At 68.9% G+C, this 25,796-nt stretch carries 22 protein-coding genes, 1 tRNA gene, 1 pseudogene and 1 riboswitch; of the genes and pseudogenes, 13 read left to right on the forward strand and 11 right to left on the reverse strand.

Going from position 1 to position 25,796, the window contains the following annotated elements; genetic code table 11:
• Positions 1–33: 33 nt before the first annotated feature.
• The 3 genes from ABZ808_RS10080 to ABZ808_RS10090 all read left to right on the forward strand — a co-directional run bounded on the left by ABZ808_RS10080 (position 34) and on the right by ABZ808_RS10090 (position 3,298).
• Positions 34–1,377, forward strand: a complete 1,344-nt coding sequence (locus ABZ808_RS10080; RefSeq protein ID WP_357003339.1) for a peptidoglycan-binding domain-containing protein — start codon at positions 34–36, stop codon at positions 1,375–1,377.
• 5 nt (positions 1,378–1,382) lie between these two features.
• Positions 1,383–2,045, forward strand: coding sequence for an ABC transporter ATP-binding protein (locus ABZ808_RS10085; protein WP_357003340.1), 663 nt, complete (start codon positions 1,383–1,385; stop codon positions 2,043–2,045).
• Positions 2,046–2,119: 74 nt separating this feature from the next.
• On the forward strand, positions 2,120–3,298 hold the full coding sequence (locus ABZ808_RS10090; RefSeq protein ID WP_357003342.1) for an ABC transporter permease: 1,179 nt from the start codon (positions 2,120–2,122) through the stop codon (positions 3,296–3,298).
• 186 nt (positions 3,299–3,484) lie between these two features.
• On the opposite strand, the gene ABZ808_RS10095 is transcribed toward ABZ808_RS10090, so the two are convergent.
• Entirely contained in the window at positions 3,485–4,147 is a 663-nt protein-coding gene (locus ABZ808_RS10095) for a hypothetical protein (protein ID WP_357003344.1), read from the reverse strand.
• Positions 4,148–4,159: 12 nt separating this feature from the next.
• On the reverse strand, positions 4,160–6,298 hold the full coding sequence (locus tag ABZ808_RS10100) for a glycoside hydrolase domain-containing protein (protein ID WP_357003346.1): 2,139 nt from the start codon (positions 6,296–6,298) through the stop codon (positions 4,160–4,162).
• A gap of 530 nt (positions 6,299–6,828) precedes the next feature.
• Here ABZ808_RS10100 and ABZ808_RS10105 point away from each other — a divergent pair.
• On the forward strand, positions 6,829–7,173 hold the full coding sequence (locus tag ABZ808_RS10105) for a hypothetical protein (RefSeq protein WP_357003348.1): 345 nt from the start codon (positions 6,829–6,831) through the stop codon (positions 7,171–7,173).
• A 19-nt stretch (positions 7,174–7,192) separates the two neighbouring features.
• Here the strand turns inward: ABZ808_RS10105 and ABZ808_RS10110 are convergent, their stop codons facing one another.
• The 4 genes and pseudogenes from ABZ808_RS10110 to ABZ808_RS10125 all read right to left on the reverse strand — a co-directional run bounded on the left by ABZ808_RS10110 (position 7,193) and on the right by ABZ808_RS10125 (position 10,842).
• On the reverse strand, positions 7,193–7,843 hold the full coding sequence (locus ABZ808_RS10110) for an aminodeoxychorismate/anthranilate synthase component II (RefSeq protein ID WP_357003350.1): 651 nt from the start codon (positions 7,841–7,843) through the stop codon (positions 7,193–7,195).
• A gap of 2 nt (positions 7,844–7,845) precedes the next feature.
• Positions 7,846–8,124 carry a hypothetical protein gene (locus ABZ808_RS10115; protein ID WP_357003352.1) on the reverse strand — a complete coding sequence of 93 codons (279 nt, stop codon included), beginning with the start codon at positions 8,122–8,124 and terminating at the stop codon, positions 7,846–7,848.
• Between the two features lie 4 nt (positions 8,125–8,128).
• Positions 8,129–9,052: pseudogene (locus ABZ808_RS10120) on the reverse strand (class E sortase); the annotation flags it as partial.
• A gap of 986 nt (positions 9,053–10,038) precedes the next feature.
• Complete coding sequence (locus tag ABZ808_RS10125) at positions 10,039–10,842, reverse strand: DUF881 domain-containing protein (protein WP_357003354.1); 804 nt, start codon at positions 10,840–10,842, stop codon at positions 10,039–10,041.
• A 222-nt stretch (positions 10,843–11,064) separates the two neighbouring features.
• Here ABZ808_RS10125 and ABZ808_RS10130 point away from each other — a divergent pair, with 222 nt between their 5' ends.
• Positions 11,065–11,328 (forward strand): cell division protein CrgA, encoded by a 264-nt coding sequence (locus ABZ808_RS10130; RefSeq protein WP_357003356.1) that lies wholly within the window; start codon positions 11,065–11,067, stop codon positions 11,326–11,328.
• A gap of 290 nt (positions 11,329–11,618) precedes the next feature.
• Complete coding sequence (locus tag ABZ808_RS10135) at positions 11,619–13,817, forward strand: (Fe-S)-binding protein (protein WP_357003358.1); 2,199 nt, start codon at positions 11,619–11,621, stop codon at positions 13,815–13,817.
• 66 nt (positions 13,818–13,883) lie between these two features.
• Here ABZ808_RS10135 and ABZ808_RS10140 read toward each other — a convergent pair whose 3' ends face one another.
• Positions 13,884–14,549 (reverse strand): GPP34 family phosphoprotein, encoded by a 666-nt coding sequence (locus ABZ808_RS10140; protein ID WP_357003360.1) that lies wholly within the window; start codon positions 14,547–14,549, stop codon positions 13,884–13,886.
• Positions 14,550–14,630: 81 nt separating this feature from the next.
• Between ABZ808_RS10140 and ABZ808_RS10145 the strand changes: the two genes are divergently transcribed.
• The 3 genes from ABZ808_RS10145 to ABZ808_RS10155 all read left to right on the forward strand — a co-directional run bounded on the left by ABZ808_RS10145 (position 14,631) and on the right by ABZ808_RS10155 (position 18,119).
• A complete protein-coding gene (locus ABZ808_RS10145; protein ID WP_357004798.1) occupies positions 14,631–15,944 on the forward strand; it encodes a hemolysin family protein in 1,314 nt (437 codons plus the stop codon).
• Positions 15,937–16,938: a hemolysin family protein gene (locus ABZ808_RS10150; protein ID WP_357003362.1), complete on the forward strand. Its 1,002-nt coding sequence runs from the start codon at positions 15,937–15,939 to the stop codon at positions 16,936–16,938. Before ABZ808_RS10145 ends, ABZ808_RS10150 begins: the two co-directional genes overlap by 8 nt.
• Positions 16,939–17,105: 167 nt before the next feature.
• Positions 17,106–18,119, forward strand: coding sequence for an NlpC/P60 family protein (locus ABZ808_RS10155; protein WP_357003364.1), 1,014 nt, complete (start codon positions 17,106–17,108; stop codon positions 18,117–18,119).
• Between the two features lie 70 nt (positions 18,120–18,189).
• Here ABZ808_RS10155 and ABZ808_RS10160 read toward each other — a convergent pair whose 3' ends face one another.
• On the reverse strand, positions 18,190–20,163 hold the full coding sequence (locus ABZ808_RS10160; protein WP_357003366.1) for an N-acetylmuramoyl-L-alanine amidase: 1,974 nt from the start codon (positions 20,161–20,163) through the stop codon (positions 18,190–18,192).
• Positions 20,164–20,397: 234 nt separating this feature from the next.
• A riboswitch (cyclic di-AMP (ydaO/yuaA leader) is annotated at positions 20,398–20,533 on the forward strand.
• A gap of 76 nt (positions 20,534–20,609) precedes the next feature.
• On the opposite strand from ABZ808_RS10160, the gene ABZ808_RS10165 reads away from it, so the two are divergent.
• On the forward strand, positions 20,610–21,587 hold the full coding sequence (locus ABZ808_RS10165) for an NlpC/P60 family protein (protein WP_357003368.1): 978 nt from the start codon (positions 20,610–20,612) through the stop codon (positions 21,585–21,587).
• 63 nt (positions 21,588–21,650) lie between these two features.
• On the opposite strand, the gene dcd is transcribed toward ABZ808_RS10165, so the two are convergent.
• On the reverse strand, positions 21,651–22,229 hold the full coding sequence (dcd, locus tag ABZ808_RS10170; RefSeq protein WP_357003370.1) for a dCTP deaminase: 579 nt from the start codon (positions 22,227–22,229) through the stop codon (positions 21,651–21,653).
• Positions 22,230–22,306: 77 nt separating this feature from the next.
• On the opposite strand from dcd, the gene ABZ808_RS10175 reads away from it, so the two are divergent.
• The gene (locus tag ABZ808_RS10175) at positions 22,307–22,861 is read left to right on the forward strand and encodes a pyridoxamine 5'-phosphate oxidase family protein (RefSeq protein ID WP_357003372.1); all 555 of its coding nucleotides are present in this window, start codon (positions 22,307–22,309) and stop codon (positions 22,859–22,861) included.
• Between the two features lie 67 nt (positions 22,862–22,928).
• On the opposite strand, the gene ABZ808_RS10180 is transcribed toward ABZ808_RS10175, so the two are convergent.
• The gene (locus ABZ808_RS10180; protein WP_357003374.1) at positions 22,929–23,912 is read right to left on the reverse strand and encodes a zinc metalloprotease; all 984 of its coding nucleotides are present in this window, start codon (positions 23,910–23,912) and stop codon (positions 22,929–22,931) included.
• Between the two features lie 202 nt (positions 23,913–24,114).
• Here ABZ808_RS10180 and ABZ808_RS10185 point away from each other — a divergent pair.
• Positions 24,115–24,188: transfer RNA gene (locus ABZ808_RS10185), tRNA-Gly, on the forward strand.
• A gap of 185 nt (positions 24,189–24,373) precedes the next feature.
• On the opposite strand, the gene ABZ808_RS10190 is transcribed toward ABZ808_RS10185, so the two are convergent.
• Positions 24,374–25,102, reverse strand: coding sequence for a hypothetical protein (locus tag ABZ808_RS10190; protein WP_357003376.1), 729 nt, complete (start codon positions 25,100–25,102; stop codon positions 24,374–24,376).
• A 210-nt stretch (positions 25,103–25,312) separates the two neighbouring features.
• On the opposite strand from ABZ808_RS10190, the gene ABZ808_RS10195 reads away from it, so the two are divergent.
• Positions 25,313–25,681, forward strand: a complete 369-nt coding sequence (locus ABZ808_RS10195; RefSeq protein ID WP_357003378.1) for a VOC family protein — start codon at positions 25,313–25,315, stop codon at positions 25,679–25,681.
• Positions 25,682–25,796: the final 115 nt, after the last annotated feature.

Here is a 25,796-nt window from a genome sequence, read left to right on the forward strand (position 1 = left end):
GAGAACTCCCGCCGGCCAGCGCTGCGAACGCAGATGCAGCGCAGCACAATCGGCTTCGGCTTTGATCAGGAGAACAATGTGACTGGCGTGTCGAGATGGCGCTCGCGGCGCGGCCTCCAGGCCGTGATTGGGACGGTCGGCGCTGTGGCGCTGTTAACCGCCATGTCGCTGGTGTTGGGATCGCAGCTTCGCTCGCCGGAGCAGGCTGCGGCCGACGCCGCACCACCCACGGCATCCCTGATTACGGTCCCGGCCGAGCTGCGCGTGCTCTCCCAGCCGGTCGTGCTGCGCGGTCGCGTGGTTGCCGGCGCGAGTCGGAAGATCAAGCCTCCGGGACCCGCTATCGGCCCAAATAGTGTCGTCACGTCCGTCCCGGTGAAGAACGGGCAGTCCATTAAGGAAGGCAAGGTCCTGCTCGTGGTGACGGGGCAACCGGTCATCGCGCTGAACTTGGCCTTCCCGCTCTACCGGGATCTTGTCGGCGGCGTGCGTGGTCCGGACGTGTCCGAAGTTCAGCGCGCTCTTAGCCGACTCGGCTATCGTGTCCGCGTTTCCGGAACATTCGATAGGTCTACTCAATCAGCGGTCGGGCGACTATTCAAAGATCGCGGGTTCGAGGCCAGCCCTGGCAAGGCCGAGGCGGCGGCCGCGTTGCCCGCTGCGCGTGCCGCCGTCGGGCAGGCCCAGGCTAGCTTGGAAAAATCGGTAGCGGCGAATACCGGCGTGGCCGATGCCAAGGCGGTATTGAAGGCCGCACAGACGACGCTGGCCACCACGGAACGGGAGGCTGGTCCAAGTCTGCGGCAGGCCGGTGTGATCCGGATCGGCTCGGCCGGCACCGTTACCAAGGTGCTGGTCCGCGTCGGACACCTACTTGATAAGCCGGACGCAGCTTTGTTCGAGGTGGATGGTAGCGCTGCATATGTCGTTGCCGCAGCCAGCCGGGACCAGATCGACCTGATCACCGCTGGCCAGCCGGCGTCTATTGCGGATGAAGCCACCGGTCGTACTGCTGCCGGGACCATCAGACAGATCGCAACCGAGCCCAGCAACGACCAGGAACTCGGCCTGTCCGGTTTCATTATCAGCGTTACCTTCACCGGCGAGGCGATGGCGCCGATCGCCGACCGGACCGTCCGGGTCGATCTCGCCGCAGCCGCGAGCGACACACCGGTGCTCGTCGTTCCTGTCGCGTCGGTTTATTCGCGCGCCGACGGCAGCACCTTTGTCACCGTTCTGCGGCCCAACAACACCATTGACGACGTCACGGTCAGCGCGGGGCGGGTGGCTGGAGGTTGGGCCGAGGTGACGCCGCAGGGCACCGGCACATTGACCGCCGGGGACCGGGTCGTGGTCGGCCAAGGCAACCAGGGCTAGCAGCGGTGCTGGAGCTGACCGGCGTGAGCCGAACCTACGATGATGGGCATCCAGTGCACGCGTTGCGTCCGACCAATCTGCACATCGCGCCAAACGACTACGTCACGATCACCGGCCCCTCTGGATCCGGAAAGTCGACTTTGCTCAACATCTTGGGACTGCTTGACGCTCCCAGTAACGGCAGCTATCGAATCAACGACGTAGAGATGACCGGTTTGCGGGAGACCACCCGCGGCGCCGCTCGGGGGCAGCTTTTCGGCTTCGTGTTCCAGGCCTTCCACCTGCTGTCGGGTCGGACCGTGGTGGAAAACGTGGAGCTTGGCATGCTGTACGGCCCGCAGACGCGGCGTGAGCGGAGGCGGCGCGCTGAGGAGGTGCTGGAGCGGGTTGGACTCTCCCACCGGGCCACGGCTGACCCACGGACGCTATCCGGGGGCGAGCGCCAGCGGGTGGCCATCGCTCGGGCGGTGGCCTACCGGCCGCGGGTGCTGTTCTGCGACGAACCGACCGGCAACCTCGACTCAGCCAACACAACCACAGTGCTGGAGTTGCTGCGGGAGCTGCACACCGAGGGCCAAGCCGTCATCGTCGTCACCCACGAGGCTAATGTGGCCGCCCAGGGCGCTCGTCGGCTCCGGGTCGACGATGGGGTGGTGTCAGAGGAGTGAGACGCATACCGCGTTTTGCGACCCGTCGGACCGACGAGTCGCTGTGGGAGACACTCGGTGTCCGGCCGTCTCACATGGGTCTGATCGACTGGGCCAGGGAAGCGACCCTGTCAGTGATGCGGCATCCGGGACGCGCCCTCATGACTGCGGTGGGCACCGTACTCGGCGCGGTGGCGTTCGTAGCTACCCTGGGGATCTCCTCCACCATAAGTCAGCAGGTGTCGAGCAGCTTCGACATCAGGCGCGCCACCGAGGTCGTCGTCTCTCCGCAAAGTAAGGGTTTGGACATCAGGTGGCAGGACGCCGAATCCCTGACCCGACTGCGGGGACTGAACGGCGTCGTCGATGCGGGCTCGCGCATCAGTCTTGGTGAGCAACCCATTGCTCGCGGGCTCGGTGCCCCAACAAGCCCATTCGCAGTATTCGGGGTCGACCCGGGTGCGCTGGCCGCGATCGAACCCCGGCTCACCGTCGGTCGCTCCTTCGATGCATTTCATGAATCTCGCGGGGCGAACGTCGTCCTGCTGTCGCAGCCGGTCGCAGATTCCCTGGGCATCACCCGGGTCGGCGCCGCCGTATTCATCCATGACCGGGCCTTCACGGTCATGGGCATCTTCTATGACGTCGGCCGGCGCCAGGACTCACTCACCGGGGCGCTCATGCCAGCCTCGACGGCTGAGATCCTCCTAGAGTCGTACCGTCAGGGAGCGGAGGAAGACGCTAACCGCGAGGTTCTGATCCGGACCTCTCCCGGTGCGGCTCAACTGATCGGGTCGCAGGCTGCGACCGCGCTGCATCCCGAGAGCCCGCAAGACCTACGAGTCGTCGCGCCTCCCGACCCGCGACAGCTGCGCCGGGAGGTGGAAGGCAACGTGGCGCTGTCGACCGTGTTGCTCAGCATCGTCGCGCTTGCCGTAGGCGCGGTGACGATCGCCAATGCAGCCGCAGCCTCCGTGACGACGCGGGTCGCGGAGATCGGGCTACGTCGCGCGTTGGGAGCTCGCCCGTCACACATCTTCGCGCAACTGGTCGGCGAGACCACGGTCTTAGGCACCATCGGTGGCGCGGTCGGCGTCCTTATTGGCGTAGCGACCGTTGCCACCGTCAGCATTGTGAACCGCTGGAGCCCGGTGCTCGATATGCGCGCCGCGATGATAGCTGTAGCGGCAAGCGCGGCGACAGGACTGGTAGCGGGCCTTTGGCCTGCCGCTCGCGCGATCCGGATCCAACCGGTGTCCGCGCTTCAACGGTGACCCACTTGGCGAATCGCTAACGCCGGGCGTGGTCCCGCGCTCTGGACACCCGCAGCGGGCTTTGTGGCCCGAGGACAGGCAGACGGGGCGTAGGACGATCGGACGGGCTCCTCCCATAGGGAGGAGCCCGTCCGTGTTGCCGCATGGTGTGGTCCGGAGCGCCTCGCCCTGTTCGGCTGGCCCAGGTCAGCGCGGGCGGGGAACCCTCCGCGCCTTCTCGCGGCGCGCGGGCATCGCCGGGTCGGCGACGGTACCAGCGGTCTGCAACCGGAACTCGGTCTGCCTACCGATATCGAATCGGGCGGCGACGCGGGCCAGGACCTTGTCGGCCGGCCGGGCGGCGATTTCGAAGTGCGAGGTCTTCACCGGGGTTAGGTCGCCGCCCCACACGACCGTGCCCTCGCAGTCGGCGAGAATGTCCCGCACGATGGCCTCGTGGTGCGGCCACAGCCGCTCGCTGCCGGCCACCGGGTAGGCGGTCGGGTGCAGGGCGATGGCGGTGCCGGACAGGTAATTCGACTCGAATTCCGCCTGGACCGCGCGCTCCGTCATATGCCCCGTGATTCCGCCGCCTTCACCCGTGTCCAGCGGCGCGATCTCGTAGTGCCAGCGGCGCGCGACGTGCAGCAACATCGCAGCGGCGCTGCCCTGTCGCACTGCAACCGTGGCGTTCGATCCCTCGACCCGGTAGGTGGTGATGGCGGCGGGGTCGATCTTCCAACCATTGGCGGAGACACCACGTGTCCACCGCGCAGGGGCTTTGCCCGCAGCGTTGGCCGGCAGGCTGGGCGCGAGAGCGAGGACGCCGCTGCCTGCGGCAGCCCCGAGGAGACTGCGTCTGGTAACCATGTGGATTCCTAACTAGTCGCTGAGGGCGGATACGCCGGGGTCACTTCCATCGCGCCAAACGTTGTGGTCCAGTCCCCAGTTCGACTGGAACATGTACTCCTTGATCTGGTTGAAAGACCAGTTCGCTGGCAAGGGGTAACCCAGGTTGCCGGAGAAGCCCCAGGACATGCCGGAGACCAGGGACCAGCGGGCGCCGACCTCGTGCGAGATGCGACTGCACACGTTGCGGGACCCGTAGACACCGAAGGTGTATGGGTTACCGTGATTGGAGAGCAGCGCCTTGACGCCCTCGAAGTACGGTTTGATGTTGCTGTCGATCTCCGAGTCCATCGCGTCGTAGTCGACTGCGAAGTAGATGCAGGTGCCGGCCGGGATCCTGTGTTCGAGCGACTTCTGATAGGCGGCCCAAGCCTGGTCGAACCCCTTCTCGTATGTGAAGTTGAACAGCTCTCTCCCGTTGTACTGAAAGATCGGGAAGAACCGCAGCCCAGCGTCGATGATTGTCTGGGGCTCGCCGGGCTTCAGCGCTTTGCCGAGGTAGTACGGGTCCGTCGGCGGCAGATGCTCGTCGAGGTAACGCCCGACGATCCGGTAACCGGCCGACTTCAGTGCGGCTGCGCGGGCGGCGGTGATCTCGGTGATGCAGTCGCAGCCGGTGGCGGGTCGATCCGTGTCACCGCTGGAGACGAGTAGTTGCGCCCACGTCGTGTAGTCGTTGTGCCCTGTTACGGGAATTTGCGAGAAGCGCTGGAATGCCTGCACCCAATTAAGGTGGGTGCTGGTCAGCGTGTCGGTGCCGATGTCCTCCGGGCGGTACATCAACGGCACCTGGGGGTTTCCCGGAAGCATTGTCGGCGAATTGAAGTAGCATGCCGACCGGAACAGATACCTGAGGTCGCCGGTGAGCGTCCCCGAGCCCCTTCCTCTGAGGCCGGACTGGGTGCCGGGACCGAAGTATCCGTTGATGGAGTTGAGCGCGATGCCAATCTCGTACTGGACCGCCATCATGAAGCCCTGCTGGACATCCCGGGAGTAAATGCCGTCGCAGGGGACTAGGCCCATCGCTGGGATGCGGATTCCCGCGACGTAGCGCGAGTTGAGCCTCTTCTGGACGTTCTGGATATTGATGTCACCACCCGGCACAAGCCGGAACTGGTCCATCCGCATCAACGCCTTGACGATGTGCGGCCACATACCAGTCTGGGCGTATGTCAGTCCGGCGTCCCTGTAGAGCTGCTCAAGGGATGTCTGTGAGGCGGGCCCCCAGACGTCGTAGAGCGTGGATGCCCAGTAGCCCTTGCAGAACAGAGCGCTGTTGTAGATGCGAACAAGATTCGGCCGGCCCAACTCTTCGCTCGGCATCTTGTTGCGCAGCCGGACAGCGTCGAACGTGCCGGGTCCGAAGCTCTGGACCGTTGGGGAAATGCCGAGCTCGTGTTGGAGCGCTTGGGTCAGGGAGAGCACCGTGGACCATCCGGTCTTCCCGTTCTCGGGGCACCTGATGTATCCCGGAGCGTTCGCGTACGTGGCGTTGACCCACTTCTGGGCCGCGTACACGTGAACGTCGCCGGCGCCGATCCACGGTGCCGCCGGGTCGATGGTGGATCCCGGCTTGGCGTACATGTGGAGGTGGCCCGGGCACTGGGTGTCGTATTCGTGCGAGTGCGGATAGATCTGGAGGCCGGTCCTTCTGGGAGCCTCCTCGCGAAGATGCTTGATGAGCGCCCGGTACGCCTGCAGCATGGGCTCGCTTGCGGTGTGGTTCAATCGCATTAGGGCGCAGATCGAGTAGAACCCCGCGTTGCGCCCCAGTCCGTTGATATATCCCGGAGCGTTTGCCTCGCCTCGCTCGTAACCCCGGCCCTCGTAGATGTTGCCGTGTTTGCAGATGAGGAAGTTGTAGCCGATGTCTCCCTCGAACTCGTCGTTGCTGGTGTGATTGTCGTATACCTCGGCCACGTCGCGGCGGCAGTCTTCCTCCGTCGGGTAGTCGTTCTCATCGCCACCGCCTCCGCGATAGTGGATGAACACCCCGCCGACCGGGTTCCATTGAGGGTTGCTGCTCGGTATGGGCCCAAAGATGGCGTGGTCGCGCTTTTCCGCAGGTACGTAGGGGGCCCAGGTGGCACGACTGTGGATGGTAATCGGCATTGCTCCTCGTTTCACCCGATGAATCGAGTTGGTAGGGGCAGGGAACGCGACGGAACCAGTCGCACGCGTAGGTCATTAGTTGCAGATCCGCAGGCGGTGCCGGCCTGTTGATCCGCAAAATGGCACCTCAATGCACCACGCAAGGGTTGCCCGAAAGCGAATTATCTTCGGCGCGCTAAGGGAATGTTAGTGCACGATCCACTACGGTGGGGGGCGGCAGATCGGACATAATTCACATTCACGTGAGCTGATCAAACTTGTAGGTGCTCCGGTCGCGGGAGGTGTGCGAGGCCACAGGGTTGAAGAGCGTGTTCGATATGATTGGGATCACGTCCGGGTGGTGGTGCGTCGGGCTTGACGGGCATCTGGGTTGATCGTGGCTGACGCGGCGGGTCGTGTCGGCGATGGGCGTCCCAGGGCGGATGAGTGCCCCGGGAGCCTCGGGGTGGCGTTCGTCGCGGACTTCCGCCGCTCCACGGTGGAATTCACCGTGTTTGTACAGCGGTGCCCATCGCCCTATCATCTGCCCGATGAGCGTCGAGATCGAGCGGGGCAGTTCGAGGCTTCGCACCTGGGTGACGGCTACCCGAGTCGCATGGGTCGGGACCGCCCTGGTCGTGCTCCTGCTGGCATTTCCGATCTATATCCTCGGGCCGGGAGATCACGAACAGAAGGCCTGCGGGAACGCGTTGAGCCTGGATCTGGACCTCTGGGTGGGCCCATCGGACGGGAACTACTGGGAAAGGGCGTACCGGACGTGCAACGCGAAACGTATCGATCGGCTCGGCCAAGCCCTCGGCGTCGTCTCGCTGACGGTCCTCACTGTCACGCTGCTCGGTACGGGTACCCGTCGCAGAGGTGGTAAGGAGTCCTGAGCCGCCAGGACGCGCCAGATCAGGTGGTGGCGAACGCTGCCCGGCGGCGGGTGTCGACCTCGGCTGCCAGCGCCGGTGCCCGATCCAGGGCCTCCGGGTGACCGCAGCCGGCCAGCCAGTTGGCGAGCATCAGGTGGCCGCCCTCGGTGAGCACCGACTCCGGGTGGAACTGCACGCCCTCGATCGGCAACGTCCGGTGCCGCATCGCCATCACCACGCCGGACTCGGTCCAGCCGGTGACCTCCAGCTCGTCGGGGAGCGTCTCGGGCAGCACCGCCAGCGAGTGGTACCGGGTGGCGGTGAACGGGTCGGGCAGACCAGCGAGTACGCCGACCGAGTGGTGCCGCACCTCGGAGGTCTTGCCGTGCAGCAGCTCGGGAGCCCGCGTCACCGTCGCCCCGAACGCCTCACCGATCGCCTGGTGACCGAGGCAGACGCCGAAGATCGGTAGCTTGCCCGCGTACTCCCGGATGACGTCCAGGCAGATGCCGGCGCGGTCCGGGCTGCCCGGCCCGGGTGAGAGCAGGATGCCGGCCGCGCCGACCCTGCCCACCTCGGCGACGTCGATCTCGTCGTTGCGGCGGACCTCGCAGTCCACGCCGAGCTGGCCGAGGTACTGCACGAGGTTGAACACGAACGAGTCGTAGTTGTCGATCACCAGGACGCGCATGGTCACCTGCTCGGGGAGGACGGTGCGGGGTTGTTCTGGTCGGTGTCGTACGGCAACTCGTGCTCGTCACCGGCCGGGGTCTCCCCGGTCACCGCGTCACCGCCGCCCGTCTCCGCGGGGACGCCGGACTCGACCTGCACGTCGTCGAAGGGCAGCAGCGGCTCGGCCCAGGGGAAGGCCACGAACCAGAGCAGGGCCACCGCGGCGGCGGCGAGCAGCACCGAACCGGTCAGCTTGCCGACCAGCCCGAAGGGCAGCTTGCGCCAGATGAACGCGTACATCGGGTCAGCCTCCCAGCTCTGCCGGGCGGCCCGCCGTCTTGGGTTGGGTCCGGTCCAGCTCGGCGTGGATGATCAGGCGCTGGTAGTTGTCGAACTTCGGGTTGCAGGTGGTGAGGGTCAGCATCCGCTTGGTCGGCTTCTTGTCCGGCTGGCCGGGGACCGGCGCCACCACCTCGACCTGCGTCGGCTTGACGATCCGGGACTGCGACACCTTGTAGACGTACCACTCGGTCTTGCCCTCGACCACGATCGCGTCACCGTCGTCGAGTTCGTCGAGCCGCCAGAAGGTGGCCCGGTTGCGGTGGCCGGCGACGGAGAAGTTGCCGACCTGACCGGGCAGCGCGCTGGCCGGGTAGTGGCCAGGGGCATACCGGATGTCGGCCTGGGTGACGCCCTCGACGACCACCCAGTTCTTGTCGAGCTTGGGGATGTAGAGGCCCGCGATCGGCTTGCCGCGCACCGGCGGTGACGGCTTGACGCTCGGGACGGCCGATGGCGCCACCGTCGGGTCGTCGGTCGGGCCCCACGCCTGGGCGAGTTCGTTGCTGAGGTCGTTCTGATGGGCGTCGACGATTGCCGACTTGCCCCAGATCTCGTAGCCGGCGAAGAGCAGCACCACGAGGCCGAAGGTGATCAGGACCTCGCCGGTGATCCGGATGCCGCTACGGATCCGGGAGCCGAGTGACGGGCGGGTGAGTTCCGAGTAGACGCTCTTGTAGCCCTCGCCGGTCTGGTGCGGCCGGAGTTGGACCACCCGTTCGCCGCGCCGGGGGCGGGGAGGTTCGGCGGCGCTCTCGTCCGCACCGGCCGGATCGTCGGTGGTCGGGGTGCGGGGGACGGCGCCCATCAGGGCCGTGGAGTCCATCACCGGGGGCCGGGGCGCGGGCCCGGAGGGCACGGCGGGGATGAGTGCGGTGGCGCCCGGGTCTGCTGCGCGCTCCGGGCCGCGCTCCGAACCGCGGCTGGGCCCGGCCGGGGAGACCGGCGCGCCGCCCGGAGAACCGGTCGGGCGGGTGGAGCGCGGACCGACCTGCGGGAGGAACGCGGTCGGCGCGTCGCCCCCGGACGGGTTCGAGGCGCCGGACGGGTTCGGGTTCACGTCAGGTGGGTTCGAGGCGCCAGGCGGGTTCGAGGGACCGGCGGATGCCGTCGGCCGGGCCGGGGGGTAGGAAGTCGGCGGCGTCGAGGGACCGGACCCTGCCGGCCGCGTCGGAGCGCCGCCGGGCGTACCCGACCAGGTCGGAGCGCCACCGGGACGGCCCGGCGCGGTGCCCGGCCCGGTCGGTACGCCGGGCGGGCCGCTGGGGGCAGGCGGGCGGGTGCTCGCGGTGCCGGGCGCTGGCGGGCGGACGGGGACGTTGCCGGGGACGGCCGGCCGGACCGGCCCCTGATCGGGGGAGGCGGTCGGTCGGCCGGGGCCGGTGGGGGGACGGCCGGACCCGACGTGCGGGCCGGGGCCGGTCGCTGCGGCGTTGGCCGCTGCGGCACCGGGCCAGGGCGGCGGCGCGGCGGGGCCGGGGTGGCCCGAGGCGCGCGACGGGTCGGGTCGGCCAGCGCTCGGCGGGGCCGAGTGATCGGTCCGGGGAGGGTAGTCGGTCCGGGGAGTGTGGTCGGTCCGGGGAGTGTGGTCGGTCCGGCCAGGGCGCGGCTGGGAGGCGCGGTCATCCCAGGGTGCACCGGTGGCGCGCGGCGGCTCGGGAGCGGTCGGCGGGCGGGCCGGGCCGGGCCGGGTGGGCAGCACCGGCTCAGGCCAGTTGCCGGCGGGGGCCGGCCGGCCGGGAGTCGGCTCCGGGCGGCCAGGGGTCGGCTCGGGCCGGCCGGGAGTCGGCTCCGGCCGGTTGACCCTGGGTAGGATGTCGGTCGGTTCGTCGGCCTGGTCCCGGTGTCGCCCGTCGCGCCGCTCGTCCGGGCCGCTCACCTGGGCACCGTCGCCGAGCGCAGGGCGGTCGAGTCCTCGAAGGCCGGGACCGTCACGGTGGAGACGGACTCCTTGTAGCCGAGCTGGTAGTCGTCGACAGCGCCCTTGAACAACCGGACTCCCTCAGAGCTGGCGAGGGCCTGCTGGAGGGCAGCGGGATCGCCGATCGCTACGATCTTGAACGGTGGGGAGTACACCCGCCCATGTAGCAGCAGGGTGTTACCGACGCAGCGTACCGCGCTGGTCGCGAGCACGCGGACGTTCATGATTGACATGGCCTCCGCCCCTCCGGCCCAGAGTGCGTTGACCACCGCCTGGACGTCGCCCTGGTGCACGACCAGGTCGTCGTTGCTGGCGTCGGAGTGAGCCACGTCGTTGTGCTGGGGCGCGTCGTTCAACTCGACCGTGACACCGGTGCCGGTGAGCGCCGTGAACCCGGCCGACTGGAGGCTGCGCTGGGCACGGGTCTGCTGGGCCTGGATCGGGGCGTCCGAGTCGGCCAGGGTGTCGGTGCGATCTTCGATCTCGTTGCGCAGCGTGGCTGCCCGGCGTTCGCTCGCCGCGACCTGCTCCCGGCGCTCCTCGATGAGCTGGTTGAGCTGGGGCCGCCGGTCTTCTCGCAGTGCGGTGCCGCCGGCCGTGGTCGCGGTGGTGGTGAAGAGCAGCCCCGCTGCGGCGGCGATCAGGGGCACGCCGATCGACCAGCCGGGTCGACGTTGCCGTGGTCGCCGGGGCAGCAGTCCGGCGACGGCCCGTCGGAGGACCTTCTGCCAGGAGGCCGCGCCGGATGTGTACTCCACCGAGCGTTCCTTCCGCGTGTCGGGGGCCGGTCCGCCCCGGTTGGGCCGGGTGATGCGAACAGTCCCGCCTTTTTCGGTCACTCCGCGCACCGGCCTGACCCCATTCGTGGTCCAGGCGGCCGATCGGGACTACGCTAGCTGTCGAACATTATTGGCCATGACCGTCGCTTCCGCGCCCGGTTGTCAGGCCGGCCGAGGTCGTCACCCCCTCTGGAGAGCGTCGTGCCCAAGTCCCAGGTCCGCAAGAAGAAGGTGTACACCCCGCCGACGGATGTCCGTCCGACGACGGCGGCGTCGACGCGCAAGCCTAGCCCGGTGTGGTTGCCGGTCACCGCGGTCGCTCTGATCGTCGTGGGCATCGGCTGGCTGGTGGTCTACTACCTCTCCGAGCAGCAGTACCCGGTCGCCTCGTGGCAGTACTGGAACCTCGCCGTCGGCTTCGGCGCGATGGTCGGGTCGTTGGCGCTGCTCTCCCGCTGGCGCTGAGCCGGCGCGGCGCCCACCGCGTCGCAGAGGATTTGGTCATCCCGACGCGCCCCTGCCCGGCACGACCGGGCGGGGCACCCTATGGTGTCCGCAGGCGGCGTGGCCTACTGCGAGATGACTCACGTTACCGCTGGGTAACCTTGCGCGTAGGCTGCACTGTATGACCGAGCGGAGCGAGGTCATCGACCGGTCCGGTCGCAGGTGCGGCGGCGGCGCGATGCCGGCTTCGTCCTGACCCGGCCCCGGTCGCTGTACTGCTCGACAGCAAGCACACCGGGGAGGCCAACTCGATGGGCAGCGTCCAGATCGTCACCACGATCCTCGCGGCCGGCATCACCGCCGTGGCGGTGTGGCTGGCGGTGCGTGCGGTCCTGAAGATGACGGCCGTCATCCGACTCGGGCAGCCCGCCCCGGAGCGGTTCGACGACAAGGCCACCCGCACGAAGACCATGCTGGTGGAGACCGCCGGCCACACCCGGATGTTCAAGTGGGGTGTGGTGGGGGCGGCCCACTGGTTCGTGATGGTCGGCTTCATCGTGCTGTCGCTGCTCGTGCTCGAGGCGTACTTCGAGGTCGTCACCACCGATGGTGGCCTGCCGATCATCGGGCACTGGACGATCTTCGGCCTGGTCACCGAGATCATCGGTGTGCTGGGCCTGGTCGGCATCCTGGTGCTGATGGCGATCCGGCTCCGCAACCGGCCGAGCCGGCCGGGCGGCCGGTCCCGGTTCACCGGCTCCAGCATGTGGCAGGGCTACTTCGTCGAGTGGATCGTGCTGCTGGTCCTGGTCTTCGGGTTCGTGATCCGGGGCTTCAAGGTCGCCACCGACCACTTCGAGTTCCCGTTCTGGGCGACCCCGGTCAGCCACGCGGTCGGCGCGGTGCTCCCCGACTGGCAGGACGGCGTGAGTGTCGCCGCCGCCATCAAGATCATGATTTCGATGACCTGGCTGATCGTCATCTCGCTGAACGTCACTATGGGTGTCGCCTGGCACCGCTTCCTGGCGTTCCCCAACATCTTCTTCAAGCGTGAGCCGGCCAAGCCGGCGGGCTCCGGTCTCGGCGCGCTGCGCCCGATGACGAGCCAGGGCAAGCCGCTCGACTTCGAGGAGGCCGACCCGGAGAAGGACCAGTTCGGCGTCGCCCAGGTCGAGCAGTTCAGCTGGAAGGGTCTGCTGGACTTCAGCACCTGCACCGAGTGCGGTCGCTGCCAGTCGCAGTGCCCGGCCTGGAACACCGGCAAGCCGCTGTCGCCCAAGCTGCTCGTGCTGAGCCTGCGCGACCACGCGTACGCCAAGGCGCCCTACCTGCTGGCCGGCGGTGGCAAGGACCTCACCGGCGAGGAGAAGGCCACCCAGGCGCAGCTCGCCCACCTGGACGTGCTGTCCTTGGCCGAGGGTGACAAGCCGTTGATCGGCACCGCCGAGGAGGGCGGCGTCATCGACCCGGACGTGCTCTGGTCCTGCACCACCTGCGGCGCCTGTGTCGAGCAGTGCCCGGTGGATATCGAGCACGTGGACCACATCGTCGACATGCGCCGCTACCAGGTGCTGATCGAGTCGAGCTTCCCCTCGGAGGCCGGCGTGATGCTGCGCAACCTGGAGAACAAGGGCAACCCGTGGGGTGCCCCGCAGAACACCCGCGAGGACTGGACCAAGGGCCTCGACTTCGAGGTGCCGCGGGTGGGCGAGGTCGACGACTTCGAGTACCTGTTCTGGGTGGGCTGCGCCGGTGCCTTCGAGGACCGGGCCAAGAAGACCACCCGGGCGGTGGCGACCCTGCTCAACGAGGCGGGCGTGAAGTTCGCGATCCTCGGTGAGGGCGAGACCTGCTCCGGTGACCCGGCGCGGCGGATCGGCAACGAGTTCGTCTTCCAGATGCTCGCCCAGCAGAACGTGGAGACGCTGAACGAGGCGTTCGAGGGCCGCGAGAAGACCAAGCGCAAGATCGTGGCGACCTGCCCGCACTGCTTCAACACCCTGGGCAACGAGTACGGCCAGCTCGGCGGCGAGTTCGAGGTCGTCCACCACACCCAACTGCTGGCCCACCTGGTGTCCATCGGCAAGCTCACCCCGGTGCAGCCGGTCGACGGCGGTGTCACCTACCACGACCCCTGCTACCTGGGCCGGCACAACCGCATCTTCGCGGCTCCCCGCGAGGTTCTCGGTGACGCCATCCGGGGTGAGCTCACCGAGATGCCGCGAAACAGCGAGCGCTCCTTCTGCTGTGGCGCAGGCGGCGCCCGGATGTGGATGGAGGAGAAGATCGGCAAGCGGATCAACGTGGACCGGGTCGAGGAGGCCATGGCCACCGGGGCGAAGACCGTCGCCGTCGGTTGCCCGTTCTGCTCGACGATGCTCAGCGACGGGGTCAACGGCAAGGGCGCCGGCGAGCAGGTCGAGGTGATCGACGTGGCGACCGTCCTGCTGCGCTCGGTGAAGCCGGAGGCCCCGGCCGGTGAGCCGGCGGTCGTGCCGACCGCAGGCTGAGGCGTACCCCCGGCGGAAGCTGGACCACGACGGCGGCGGCACCCGTGCGGTGCCGCCGCCGCTCGTTCAGCTGACCGTGGTGGTGACGATGGTCGCGGTGGTCGCGACCATCAGCGCGGCCTGCATCTCGTCGATGGCCTTCTTGGCCGCGGCCGAGGCCCAGTCGCCCGCAGCGATCTCGTTCATCCGGGCCTTCACCCGCTCCTTCGGCAGTTCGCGGAAGAGCTTGCGGTCCAGACCGACCGCCCGGGTCAGGGTGAGCAGCGCCGCCGTCCGCGCGTCGACCGGGCCGCTGCCGGTCAGCGCCGCTGCCATCCGCTCCCGGGCTTCCGTCTCCACCGCCGGCTGGGCTCCGGTCGGCGAGGGATAGCGGGTACGCGGGAAGATCAGCAGCACCCGGTCGGACTCCCGGCGCAGCACCCCGGCGTCCACCAGCCCGTCGAGCACCCGCTCCGGAAGGCCCTTGGCCAGCTTGCCGATCCAGTTCTTCGGCTTGCGGGGCCGTTCGGCCTCCAGCATGGTCAGGGCCTCGTCCAGTAGCGGCACCCCGGTCGGGGCGGGATCGGTCACCACGAGGTGCTTGTCCGTCACCTCCACCCGGCCGGCGAGCGCCAGTTCCAGCAACACCGCGCTGGCGAGGCCGTAGTCGAGGTGTGGGCGCCCGAGCCGGTTGGCGCCGTCGTCGTCGTACGCGAGCAGGACCAGTTCATCGGTGAGTAGCAGACTGTCCATGCCACCACGCTAGCGGGGACCCGCTGCCGGCCCTCCCGTGTCACAATCACGCGCATCGACGGACTTCTGGTTCTAGCGCTGCTGCCGCTTGTCGGTTTCGTGCTGCTGACCGTCGGCAACGCGTTCTTCGTGGTGGCTGAGTTCGCCCTGGTCACCGTCGATCGGGCCGAGATCGACCGGCGGGCTGCCGCCGGTGACGAGGCCGCCCGGACGGTCCGCACGGCGCTGCGCGAGCTGTCCTTCCAGCTGTCCGGAGCGCAGCTCGGAATCACCATCACCGCGCTGCTGACCGGCTATCTGGCCGAGCCGGCCCTGGCCCGGATCTTCACTCCGTTGCTGCGTCCCGTCGCGGGTGACAGCACCGAACGGTTCACCCCGTTCCTGGCGCTGGCCCTGGCCACGCTCATTTCCATGCTCTTCGGCGAGCTGGTGCCCAAGAACGCGGCGCTGGCCCGTCCGATGCCGGCGGCGCTCGCCACCGCCGGCCCGATGCACGCCTTCTCCAGGACGCTCGGGTGGGTGATCCGTGGCCTGAACGGCTCGGCGAACCGGCTGGTCCGGGCGCTCGGGGTGGAGCCGCAGGAAGAGCTGGCGAGCGCCCGTTCGCCGGAGGAGCTGGGCCTGCTGGCCGCCATCTCGGCCCGCGCCGGTGCATTGCCCACGGACACCGCGATGCTGCTGCGCCGCACCATCCGCTTCGGAGACAAGCGGGCGGCCGAGGCGATGACCCCGAGGGTCGACGTGGTCGCGTTGCGCGCCACCGCCACCGTGGCCGAGCTGCTGGAGGCGTCCCGGCAGACGGGGCGGACCCGGTTCCCGGTGTACGAGGAGACTCTGGACCTGGTCACCGGCGTGGCGGGCGTGCCGGACGCGCTGGGCGTGCCGCTTGCCGCCCGGGCGTCGACCATGGTCGGCTCGGTGGCCCGCGAGCCGGTGTTCGTGCCGGAGAGCCTGAACCTGGACGGCGTGTTGGCGGCGTTGAAGGCCGCCGGGGCCGATCTCGCCATCGTGGTCGACGAGTACGGCGGCACGGACGGTGTGGTGACGATCGAGGACCTCGTCGAGGAGTTGGTCGGCGAGATTGCCGACGAGTTCGATCCGGCCAGCGTGGACGACCGCGACCCGGCGGAGCTGACCGTGCCGGGCGGGGAGCGCACGGTGCTGGTCGACGGGGTGCTGCGCTCCGACGAGTTGGCCGAGCAGACCGGCTTCCGGCTGCCTGAGGGCCCGTACGAGACGTTGGCCGGGTTCCTGCTGGCCCGGCTCGGGCACATCCCGCTGGCCGGCGAGACGATCGATGAGGGCGGCTGGGAGTTCACCGTGGTGGAGGTGGAGCGGCACCGGATCGAGCAGGTCCGGGTGCTGCGCCCGGCGGAGCCGGCGACCGATGACTGAGCTGCTGGTGACCGTGCTGTTGCTGCTCGGCAACGGGTTCTTCGTGGGCAGCGAGTTCGCGCTGATCGCGTCCCGGCGGACGGTCATCGAGCCGTTGGCCGCCGGGTCGAAGCGGGCCCGCTGGGCGTTGTCCGCGATGAACCAGATCCCACTGATGATCGCCGGCGCGCAGCTCGGCATCACGGTCTGCTCGCTGGGCCTCGGCGCGATAGCCGAGCCGGCGCTGGCGCACCTGCTGGAGTCGCCGTTCCACGCGGTCGGCCTGCCCGAGCGAGCGGTGCATCCGGTGGCGTTCGTGCTGGCGCTGGGCGTGGTGATCTTCCTGCACACGGTGGTCGGCGAGATGGTGCCGAAGAACATCACGCTGGCCGGTCCGGAGGTCTCCGCGCTGTGGCTCGGCCCGGCGATGCTGGCGTTCTGTGTGGCCACCAAGCCGCTGCTGCTGGCGATGAAGTGGGCTGCCCGCCGGGTGTTGGCGCTCTGGCGGATCGAGACGACCGAGACGGTGAAGACGGTGTTCACCGCCGAGGAGTTGGCCGTGCTGGTGTCGCAGGCGCGTACCGAGGGGCTGCTCGACGCCGACGAGCACGCCCGCATCACCGGTGCCCTGGCCCTGCATTCCCGGACCGCGGCGGACGCGTTGCAGCCGTGGTCGACGGTGGTGACGGTTGCCGAGGACGTCTCGCCCGCGTCGCTGGAGGTGCTGGCGACCCGGACCGGCCGTTCCCGGTTCCCCGTGGTGCAGCGGTCCACCCGGCGTGTGCTGGGCTTCGTGCACGTCAAGGACGTGCTCGGGTACGCCGGGCAGGGTCGCCGGGCACCGGTGCCGGCCCAGGTGCACCGGCCGCTGGCGGTGGTGCCGCCGGACCGTACGCTGGCCGATCTGCTGCTGGCCATGCGCCGCGAACGGCGGCACATGGTGCTGGTCAGTGACGGCCGGCGCCCGCTCGGCGTGGTCACGCTTGACGATGTATTGACCGCAATCGTTGGCTAATGGAGCAACACCGTTGGTGTGCAAGCAGTTGCGCGACAGTGATGGTGACGCAGTCCGCCTTGATTCCGGTCCGGCGCTTCCCTAGTGTTGGGCACCGACCGCTGTGGGTCGTCTGCCTCGGCCCTTCCCTCACGCGAGGCGCCCGGCGGTCGGTTGTAAAGGAGTCGATGCCGGTGGCAACCGTGCCCCCTCATCGTCACGCCCCGGGGCTGTCCGTTCGACCGGGCGGTCTACGCCGGGTCGCCCACCGCCTGCTCGTTCTGGTCGCCGCCGCGGCCGTCGGCGCCGGCATGCTCGCCGTTCCGGCGCAGGCTGAGCCCACGGTCGACGAGATCGAGGCGCAGATCGACAAGAAGTGGGAGCAGTTGGAGCCCACCATCGAGCAGTACAACAAGGTGCGGGCGGACCTGAAGGTCAACCGCAAGAAGTCGGCCGACCTGCAGAAGAAGATCGAGCCGCTGGCCCTGCAGAGTGAGTTGGCGCTCAACCGGGTCGGTGACCTCGCGTCCCGCTACTACATGTCGGGCCCGTCGCAGGAGATCGGCGCGCTGCTGGTCAGCGCCAAGCCGGACACCCTCACCGAGCAGCTCACCCTCCTCGACCGACTCGCCGCGCGTGAGCGCAAGGAGGTCGAGGGCGTGCTGGCCGTCCGGGCCAAGTACGACGCCGAGAAAGAGAAGCTCGACGCGCTGATCGGCACCCAGACGAAGCAGCAGAACGACCTGGCGGCCAAGAAGAAGCAGATCGACGTCGAGATCAAGAAGCTCGAGGCGTCGCTGCCCAAGACCACGGTCAAGACCACGGGCTGCCCCACCATCAACGGTGTGGTCAACGTGGCGGCCCAGAAGGCGATCAAGACGGCCTGTCAGCAGGTCGGCAAGCCGTACGTCTGGGGTGCCACCGGCCCGAACTCGTTCGACTGCTCGGGCCTGACCCAGTACGCCTACAAGTCGGCCGGGATCAGCCTCACCCACCACACCGGCAACCAGTGGAACGAGGGCAAGGCCATCTCGCGGGCCGACGCCCGTCCCGGTGACCTGGTGTTCTTCTTCAGCGACCTGCACCATGTCGGCCTCTATCTGGGTAACGACCAGATGGTGCACGCCCCGCGCGCCGGTAAACCGGTGCAGGTGGCAAGCATCAACCACATGCCGGTCGCCGGGTTCCGCCGACCCGGCTGATCCCCACCAGGCACGACGACGGCCCCCGGTCACCGACCGGGGGCCGTCGCGGTTTTCAGCGGTACGCCGGTCAGCGCGGCGCGCCCACCGGGGATGGCAGCACCTGCACGTCGGCCAGGTTGACGTACATGATGCGGTGGCCGAACTGGATCTGCACGTACCTGTTCTCGCCGCGGATTACCGTCCAGTCGCCGGGCGAGGAGCCGTCGACCGTGCTGGCCCGGTAGTACTCACCGGGCAGCACCGCGCCGACGGCGTACCGCTGCCCGGCGGCGAGGGTGTACTGCAACGGCGAGATCGCCTGGTAGGGCACACCGGCCGGGTAGGCGGCCTGCTCCGGGTACGCCCGCCCGTACACCGGAATGGTGGCGCGGCCGGGCTTCGGGGTGACCACCACGCCGACGGTCCAGGTGGCGGTCGGTGCGGTCTTCGGGTTGTGGAACCAGGCCCGCTGCCCGAGGTACCAGATGGCCGTCCAGTCACCCTGCCGCCCGGCCAGCGCGTACGTCTGGCCGGCGGAGGCGCGGGCGCCGTGGTCCGACACCTCCATCGTGTTCGGGGTGCCGTCGGGGCGCAGCGCGATGTCGTTGACCAGTGGCGCGTCCGCGGCCGGTGCGGTGCGCAGCACCACCGACGACGATCCGCGCGGCGGGCACGGAACGCCGGGGGTGACGCATCCAATGAACGCCGGCTGGTTGGTGGCGTAGTCCGGGTCGATCCGGACCAGGCCGGTCGCCGGGGTGCCGGTGTCCAGGCGCGGCGCGTGCAGCAGGTCGAAGTAGTGCGTCCAGTCCCAGTACGGTCCCGGGTCCCAGTGCATCCCGCGCACGGTCGACGCGGTGGTGCCGGGCACGTTGTCGTGGCCGATGATGTGCTGGCGGTCCAGCGGGATGCCCAACCGCAGCGCGAGGTGTCGGACGAGCTTCGCGGATGTCCGGTACATCGCCTCCGTGTACCAGGTGCCCTGCGCGGCGAAGCCCTCGTGTTCGAGCCCGATCGACTTGGCGTTGACGTACCAGTTGCCGGCGTGCCAGGCGACGTCCTTGGTCCTGACGTGCTGGGCGATGTGCCCGTCCACCGAGCGCAGCGAGTAGTGCCAGCTCACGTACGTCGGGTCCTGGACGAGGTTCAGGGTGGTCGCCCAACTCGCCTCGGTGTCGTGGATGACGATGTATTCGATCTTCTGCCGGGCGGGCCGGTCGGAGAGGTCGTGGTTGCCGTAGTCCCCGTCGCCGAACGCCTCGTACGGCGCGGGAATCCATTCACACGAGATGGTGCGCGGGCACTCCAGACCATCCGGGCGGGCGAGCTTGCGCAGACCCAGCCGGTCCAGCCAGGAACGCTCCGGCCGTACCGTGCGGGCTGGCAGCGTGACCCGCTGACCGTCGTCGGTCACCCGGGACTCGCCCGCGCCGATGGTGGTGAAGACCTCGTCGGCGAAGGCCGCCGCGGCGTCGGCGCTGTCCGCGCCGGCGTAACGGGCCACCGCGCCGTACCAGGCGGACGGGTCGCTGCCGGCGCCGACCGGCGCGCCCAACTCCCGTTGGTACGCCGCCAGCAGCGCCGCCCCGCCGCGGATGTTCACGTTGGCGTCGGTGCGTAGCGAATCGGGGGCCGCGCCGGTCAGCGCGGCGGCGGCGTCCACGGTCTGCAGGGCCGCGCTGGGCGGCTCGGAGTCTGCGGTGTGGCGGGGTGCCAGCGTGGTACGCGAGTCGTCGCCGCGCGGGTCCTCGGTGCCGGCGTCGTGGTGGCCGCGTCCGGGCAGGGCGGTCACGTGCCGGGCGTCGGTCAGGTGCATCGGGCCGTAGCCGCCGCTGGTGCTCGGTGTGCCGGCGTTGCTGTCCCAGCGGGACTCCAGATAGGAGACGCCGAGCAGCACGGCGGTCGGTACGCCGTACTCGCTGGCTGCGGCGGCGTACTGCTGCTGGCGGTCGGCGGTGGGTGCGGCGGCGGCCGGACCGGCGGGCAACGGTAGTGCGGTCGCGGCGACCACGGCGGTGACCAGCAGTGCGTGCCGGCCGGACGACAGGGTTGGATGGCGCATCGAACCCCCTAGATTGCGTGGGTAAGGGTGAGGCCACCCTCCCGCCGGCCGGGAGTCGGCGTCAATACCTTTCCTCGTATGGACACACTCAGAAGGAAACTTTCGCCCACGGTCCGTGACCCCTCCGGATCGGTACGGAGTGTCACGGCCCCACGGGTTGCGGATTGGTAACGGCCGTCTCTACTCTGGTCATTTGTCGGCCCGGTGGCAGGTCTGCCCGTCCCGGGCAGTAACGGACCGACACCGCCGAGTCGCTTCCGAGCGAGCCGGGGACCCAGGTTCCTCGGGGTGAATCCGCAGTCACTGCGGTAGGGCGCCGACTTCCCGCCCGAACCCGTCAGCTAACCCGGTAGGCGGTCAGGAAGAAGGAGTACGGAACCCCGGTGGCACTTCATGCCCCGCGGCCGTCGTCCGGGCGGTCGGCGTCAGCCGACCCGACACCGACCGTGCCGCGTCCACGCTGGTCCCGCTTCACCACCGCCTTCGCCGCCCTGGTCGGCGCCGCCGTTGTCCTGACCGGCAGCGCCACGGCGGCCCACGCGGACCCGTCCGTCGCCGAGATCGAACGCCAGATCGACGCCGACTGGAACAAGCTCGAACCGATCATCGAACGGCACAACGCCACCCGCACCGACCTGGCCGCCAAGCGCAAGCAGGCCGACGCCCTGGCCGCCCGGATCGCTCCGCTGGAGCGCCAGGTCGACGCCGCGATGGACAAGGTCAGCGCCCTGGCCGTCCGCGCGTACATGGGCGAGAACGTCTCCACCGTCAACGCCATGCTCGGCAGCCGGTCACCCAGCGAGATGGTCGGCCAACTGGAGATGCTCGACCGGTTCGCCCACAACCAGCAGCAGGACGTACAGCAGGTGTCCGACCTGCGTGACGAGCTGGCCCGGCAGAAGGCGCCGCTGGACGAGATGGTGGCCCAGCTGACCCTGACCGAGGCGCAGTTGGCGGCGAAGAAGAAGCAGATCAACGGGGAGATCGACCGGCTACAGAAGCTGCGCCTCAAGGTGTACGGCAACGGCGGCGGCGGTCCGCTGCGTCCGGCGCCCTGCCCGGCCAGCTACCCCGGCGGCGGCGCGGGCACGGCGGTCAAGTTCGCCTGCGCCCAGATCGGCAAACCCTACGTGTGGGGCGCCGAGGGCCCGAACTCGTACGACTGCTCCGGGCTGATGCTGGCCGCGTGGGCCAAGGCCGGGGTGTCCCTGCCGCACAACGCCGCGCAGCAGAGCCGGGTGACCAAGGACGTCAGCCGCGCCGATCTGCGCCCCGGTGACCTGGTCTTCTACTACAGCGACATCCACCACGTCGGCATGTACGTCGGCAACGGCTGGGTGGTGCACGCGTCCCAGGCCGGTCAACCCGTCAAGATGAAGAAGGTCGACGACGGCCCGATCCACAGCTACGGCCGCCCAGGCTGAACCTCTGCTGGTCGAGGGCCCGTCGCGATCCGTCGCGGCGGGCCCTCGTCGTTGACCCGACCCTCAGCGGGTCGGCCAGGCCCGCCAGTTCTGCCAGGAGCGGCTCGGCGTCGGCCCCCGCTGACCCTGGTAACGCGAGCCGTAGACCACCGAGCCGTACGGGTGGTCGGCCGGCGAGGAGAGCCGGAAGATGCAGAGCTGCCCGATCTTCATGCCCGGCCAGAGGGTGATCGGCAGGTTCGCCACGTTGGACAGCTCCAGCGTCACGTGACCGGAGAAGCCCGGGTCGATGAAGCCGGCGGTGGAGTGGGTGAGCAGGCCGAGCCGGCCCAGGCTGGACTTGCCCTCCAGGCGGCCGGCCAGCTGGTCGCCGAGCGAGATCACCTCCAGCGTCGAGGCGAGCACGAACTCGCCCGGGTGCAGCACGAACGGCTCGCCGTCGGGCACCTCGACCACCGAGGTCAGGTCGTCCTGCTGCATGGCCGGGTCGATGTGCGTGTAGAGGTGGTTGTTGAAGACCCGGAACAGCCGGTCGAGTCGTACGTCGATGCTGGACGGTTGGACCAGAGTGGGCTCGAAAGGGTCCAGGCCCAGCGCGCCGGCCTTGATCTCGGTGACCAGGTCGCGGTCGGAGAGCAGCATCGGACCACCATAGCGAGGCACGCGGTGACCAGCGTGTCGAGGTCGCTCTTCGTACATTTGTTCGATAGAATGCCGGCATGGCTTCCTGGTCCGATTTCGCCGCCGACGAGCCCCGACTCGCCGACGGGATCCGCGTTCTCCTGCAGCAGTACGGGCCGGGCTTCGGCTACCTGGCCACGGTCCGCGCCGACGGCGGTCCCCGGGTCCATCCGGTCTCCCCGGTCATCACCGACGAGGGTCTGTTCTGCTTCATCATCGACTCGCCGAAGCGCCGTGACCTGGAGCGGGACGGCCGCTATGCGCTGCACTCGTTCCCACCGGAGGAGAGCGACGACGAGGCTTACGTGGCGGGGCACGCCTGGCCGGTGACCGATCCGGCGCGGGTGGCCCGGCTGGCGCAGACCGCCCGAGCGGAGCCGCAGGTCGACTGGCGGCTCTTCGAGTTCACCGTCGACGTGGCGATGCTGACCCGCCGCGAGCACCACATCACGGGCATTCCTGGTCTCCCGCCGAGCCGTCCGGCCGTTCGGGTCTGGCTCGACCCGCACGCCCCGACGGCTGCGGCGCCGCTCGGCGTACCCCAGGCACGCCCGACCCGTCTCAGCCGTGACGTCCAGTGCACGGCCGCCTGACCACCGCCCGAAGACGCCGGTGCCGGCTCCGTCGTGACGGAGCCGGCACCGGTGGTACGCGGAGAAGTTAGGCCGCGCGGTACGCGTTCCAGGCGGTCAGCATGCGGCTGGCCTGTCCCGGGGTGAACTGATACATGCACGAGTCGTAGGTGTAGTCCATGAAGTTGGTGATCGGGTCCAGCCCGGCCGCCGAGCAGGTGTTGCGCCCGGTCGGGCACTGGTAGGCCGGCGACGCCTCGGCCGGGGTGTCGCTGACGCTGTCACCCGAGCCACCGCAGCCACCCTGGAAGGTGTGGTAGAGGTTCAGCCAGTGACCCACCTCGTGGGTGCCGGTGTCGCCCTGGTTGTAGTTGGTGGCGGTGCCGCCCGGCAGCGACTCGTTCAGCGCGACCACGCCGTCCATGCTGCTCAGGTTCCGCTGCGGGAAGGTCGCCCAGCCCAGCAGGTTGTTGCTCAGTTCGCCGAGGTAGATGTTGAGCGTGTTCTTGCCGCCCACCCGCAGCGAGGACTTCATCGACCGCTCCGCCGACGAGCCCTGCACGATCGGGTACCACGATGGGTTCGTCACCCGGTTGATCTTGTCGAGGCGGAAGGCGAACGCGGTGACCGCGCCGCCGGTCGCGCCGGCGTACGCCTGGTTGAGCACGTTGATCTGGGCGGTGACCAGCGAGTCCGGGATGTTGCCGCCGGCCCGGGTGCTGTTCTCCTGGATCACGTGCACCACCACCGGGATGGTGACGGTGGCCAGTGCCGTCGCGCCGGCACCCGTGCGGAAGTTGGCGCGCTCCCGCAACGCCGCCGCGAGGTCGGCTTCCCGGTCGCGGACCTGGTCGGCGGTCAGTTCGTTCGGGTCGTGCTTGGCCGCACCGCCGGGCCTCATCCGGGCGTTGGCGTGGCTGTCGGCCGGCTCCACGCAGGCGCCACCAGGCGCTGCCGAGAGGGCTGAAGCAGCCGGCACGACACCTACGGCGGCGGTGCTGAGCAGCAGCGCGAGGGTTGTCGACGCGACACCGGCGGCACGCCGGGTCAGCAGGTTGGGACGGAGTCCCATGGGCCCACCTCTTTCTGGCGGCGCGGCAGGGGGTGTGTCACGCCATGGCGGAGAACGTGTGGCAGACGTTACAACCCATCGATGCATTTGAGAACGGCCATATGTTGCCGTGAGGAAACTTCTTGCTGGCCGCGTCCCGCTGTCGGCACGCGGGGATGCCTGGGTGCACCGGCTCGGCGACTCGGGTACAGTGGTGCCGCCCGCGGGTGTAGTTCAATGGCAGAACATCAGCTTCCCAAGCTGACAGTGCGGGTTCGATTCCCGTCACCCGCTCCACGATCAAGGCCCAGGTCAGGACACGTTCCCGACCTGGGCCTCATCCGTTCCGGCCACGTCTTCGGCTTGCTGTGCCCGGTCACGGCCCTTATTGATCCGCGCACGGAGACTGCCCGGCAGTTGCGGGAGCGCTGGACGTTGGGTGGCAGCGTTATACATCTCCTGCGCCTCCGAGGGCTGCCGATCTACCCGATGACTATCCGCCATGCTGCATAGGTGATCCCGATGAGCAGCGCCGCCGCTAACGCGAGCCGGAACAACGAGAGGGTTCCTGTCAACTCGCTGTTCAGTGACTCCACAGCGCCAGGGAGTTCCGGTATCGATGAAGGTCGGAATACCAAGGCGCCGACACGCCCCTCAGGGACCGGGATGGAATTGCGGACTCGTCGCCCCGGGCTTCCGTTGCGACGAGGCACCCAGGCCACGACGTCGACGGCGCCGGCTCGGACGGCGACGTCGTACGGATCCCACCCGGGCAACTGATACTCGATGTCCTCGACGGCGACGACCGGGGCGGCGTCGTTGGCATAGGTGTCACCGTCGAGCCACCACTCGGGCTTGACCGGAATGACCCGAAGCACGCCTTGCTCCGACGCGATTGGAACCGAGACAGGTGCGGCCTCTTTTGCAACCAGGTCGCGAACCAGTTCCGGGGTGAGCGCTTTGTTGGGTACGAAGAACAGCTTCGCGGCCAGGTTCGGCCCCACGACGGCCATGAGCAGGAGCAGCGTGACGAGCAGTGCGCCGCCGTACGCGAGATAGAACCCGATCATGGCCAACAACCGACCGACAAGCCACGTGTCGCGAAAATGCTCGGCAAGCACAATGAGGCCGGCCGCCGATCCGCCGAAGATGACGAGGACGGCCGGTATGCCGACGGCAGCGTTGGCAAGAACCCTCCGGCCGGCTCCCATGCCTCCGACCCTAACGATGGTCAGCAACGCGCTCCGCCGTCATCGGTGATGCGGCCTCCGCGTGCCCGGTTCGTGCGCGATGAAGGGGCCAAGCCGGGTCAACGGCAACGCGGTCACGGCCAGAGCCCTCGATGTTCCACACCCGAGGACCGCGCCGCGGGCCATTACCTGAGTGGTCGCACCGGATAGTGTCCGGTTGGAGGTGGTCGCGTGTTCACCGAGGCGTTCCCCATCGTGACGACGACAGACCTGCCACGGCTTATCGCGTTCTATCGGGACGTTGTCGGCTTCGAACTGACCTACCGATTTCCCGAGGAGGGCGAGCCGGAGTTCGTCGCGCTCCGGTTGGGCAACAGCGAGTTGGGCCTGGCCTCCGACCCGAACGCCGGTGACCCTGCCCTCTCGCGTCGTTGGGAGTTGTGCGTCTACGCCGACGACTGCGATGCGGCCGTGGACGTGCTGCGGGTGGGCGGCGGGACGATCATTGAGGAGCCGGTCAGCCAGCCGTGGGGTGAGCGGTCCGCCCGCGTCACCGATCCCGATGGCAACCGCATGCTGGTGCTTTCCCGCCTCTCGTAGATGGTGTTGGGACCGCCCCGGTCCGGGCCGACGCTGTCCAAGATCTGGAGCGGCAGGCCGCCGTCGAGCGCGCCGTCGACAGGCGGGTGCCTCGCCTGTCGACGGCGGTTGCCTA

The organism is Micromonospora sp. NPDC047527 (genome assembly GCF_040643015.1).
GTDB lineage: Bacteria > Actinomycetota > Actinomycetes > Mycobacteriales > Micromonosporaceae > Micromonospora.

What these genes read in the sequence shown, in the direction of transcription:
- ABZ808_RS10135 (WP_357003358.1), top strand. Translation starts at nt 11,619, where the DNA reads ATGGGCAGCGTCCAGATCGTCACCACGATCCTCGCGGCCGGCATCACC.
- ABZ808_RS10175 (WP_357003372.1), top strand. Translation starts at nt 22,307, where the DNA reads ATGGCTTCCTGGTCCGATTTCGCCGCCGACGAGCCCCGACTCGCCGAC.
- ABZ808_RS10090 (WP_357003342.1), top strand. Translation starts at nt 2,120, where the DNA reads ATGGGTCTGATCGACTGGGCCAGGGAAGCGACCCTGTCAGTGATGCGG.
- ABZ808_RS10080 (WP_357003339.1), top strand. Translation starts at nt 34, where the DNA reads ATGCAGCGCAGCACAATCGGCTTCGGCTTTGATCAGGAGAACAATGTG.
- ABZ808_RS10110 (WP_357003350.1), bottom strand. Translation starts at nt 7,843, where the DNA reads ATGCGCGTCCTGGTGATCGACAACTACGACTCGTTCGTGTTCAACCTC.
- ABZ808_RS10150 (WP_357003362.1), top strand. Translation starts at nt 15,937, where the DNA reads ATGACTGAGCTGCTGGTGACCGTGCTGTTGCTGCTCGGCAACGGGTTC.
- ABZ808_RS10190 (WP_357003376.1), bottom strand. Translation starts at nt 25,102, where the DNA reads ATGGGAGCCGGCCGGAGGGTTCTTGCCAACGCTGCCGTCGGCATACCG.
- ABZ808_RS10100 (WP_357003346.1), bottom strand. Translation starts at nt 6,298, where the DNA reads ATGCCGATTACCATCCACAGTCGTGCCACCTGGGCCCCCTACGTACCT.
- ABZ808_RS10095 (WP_357003344.1), bottom strand. Translation starts at nt 4,147, where the DNA reads ATGGTTACCAGACGCAGTCTCCTCGGGGCTGCCGCAGGCAGCGGCGTC.
- ABZ808_RS10180 (WP_357003374.1), bottom strand. Translation starts at nt 23,912, where the DNA reads ATGGGACTCCGTCCCAACCTGCTGACCCGGCGTGCCGCCGGTGTCGCG.
- ABZ808_RS10115 (WP_357003352.1), bottom strand. Translation starts at nt 8,124, where the DNA reads ATGTACGCGTTCATCTGGCGCAAGCTGCCCTTCGGGCTGGTCGGCAAG.
- ABZ808_RS10105 (WP_357003348.1), top strand. Translation starts at nt 6,829, where the DNA reads ATGAGCGTCGAGATCGAGCGGGGCAGTTCGAGGCTTCGCACCTGGGTG.
- ABZ808_RS10155 (WP_357003364.1), top strand. Translation starts at nt 17,106, where the DNA reads ATGCCGGTGGCAACCGTGCCCCCTCATCGTCACGCCCCGGGGCTGTCC.
- ABZ808_RS10140 (WP_357003360.1), bottom strand. Translation starts at nt 14,549, where the DNA reads ATGGACAGTCTGCTACTCACCGATGAACTGGTCCTGCTCGCGTACGAC.
- dcd (WP_357003370.1), bottom strand. Translation starts at nt 22,229, where the DNA reads ATGCTGCTCTCCGACCGCGACCTGGTCACCGAGATCAAGGCCGGCGCG.
- ABZ808_RS10160 (WP_357003366.1), bottom strand. Translation starts at nt 20,163, where the DNA reads ATGCGCCATCCAACCCTGTCGTCCGGCCGGCACGCACTGCTGGTCACC.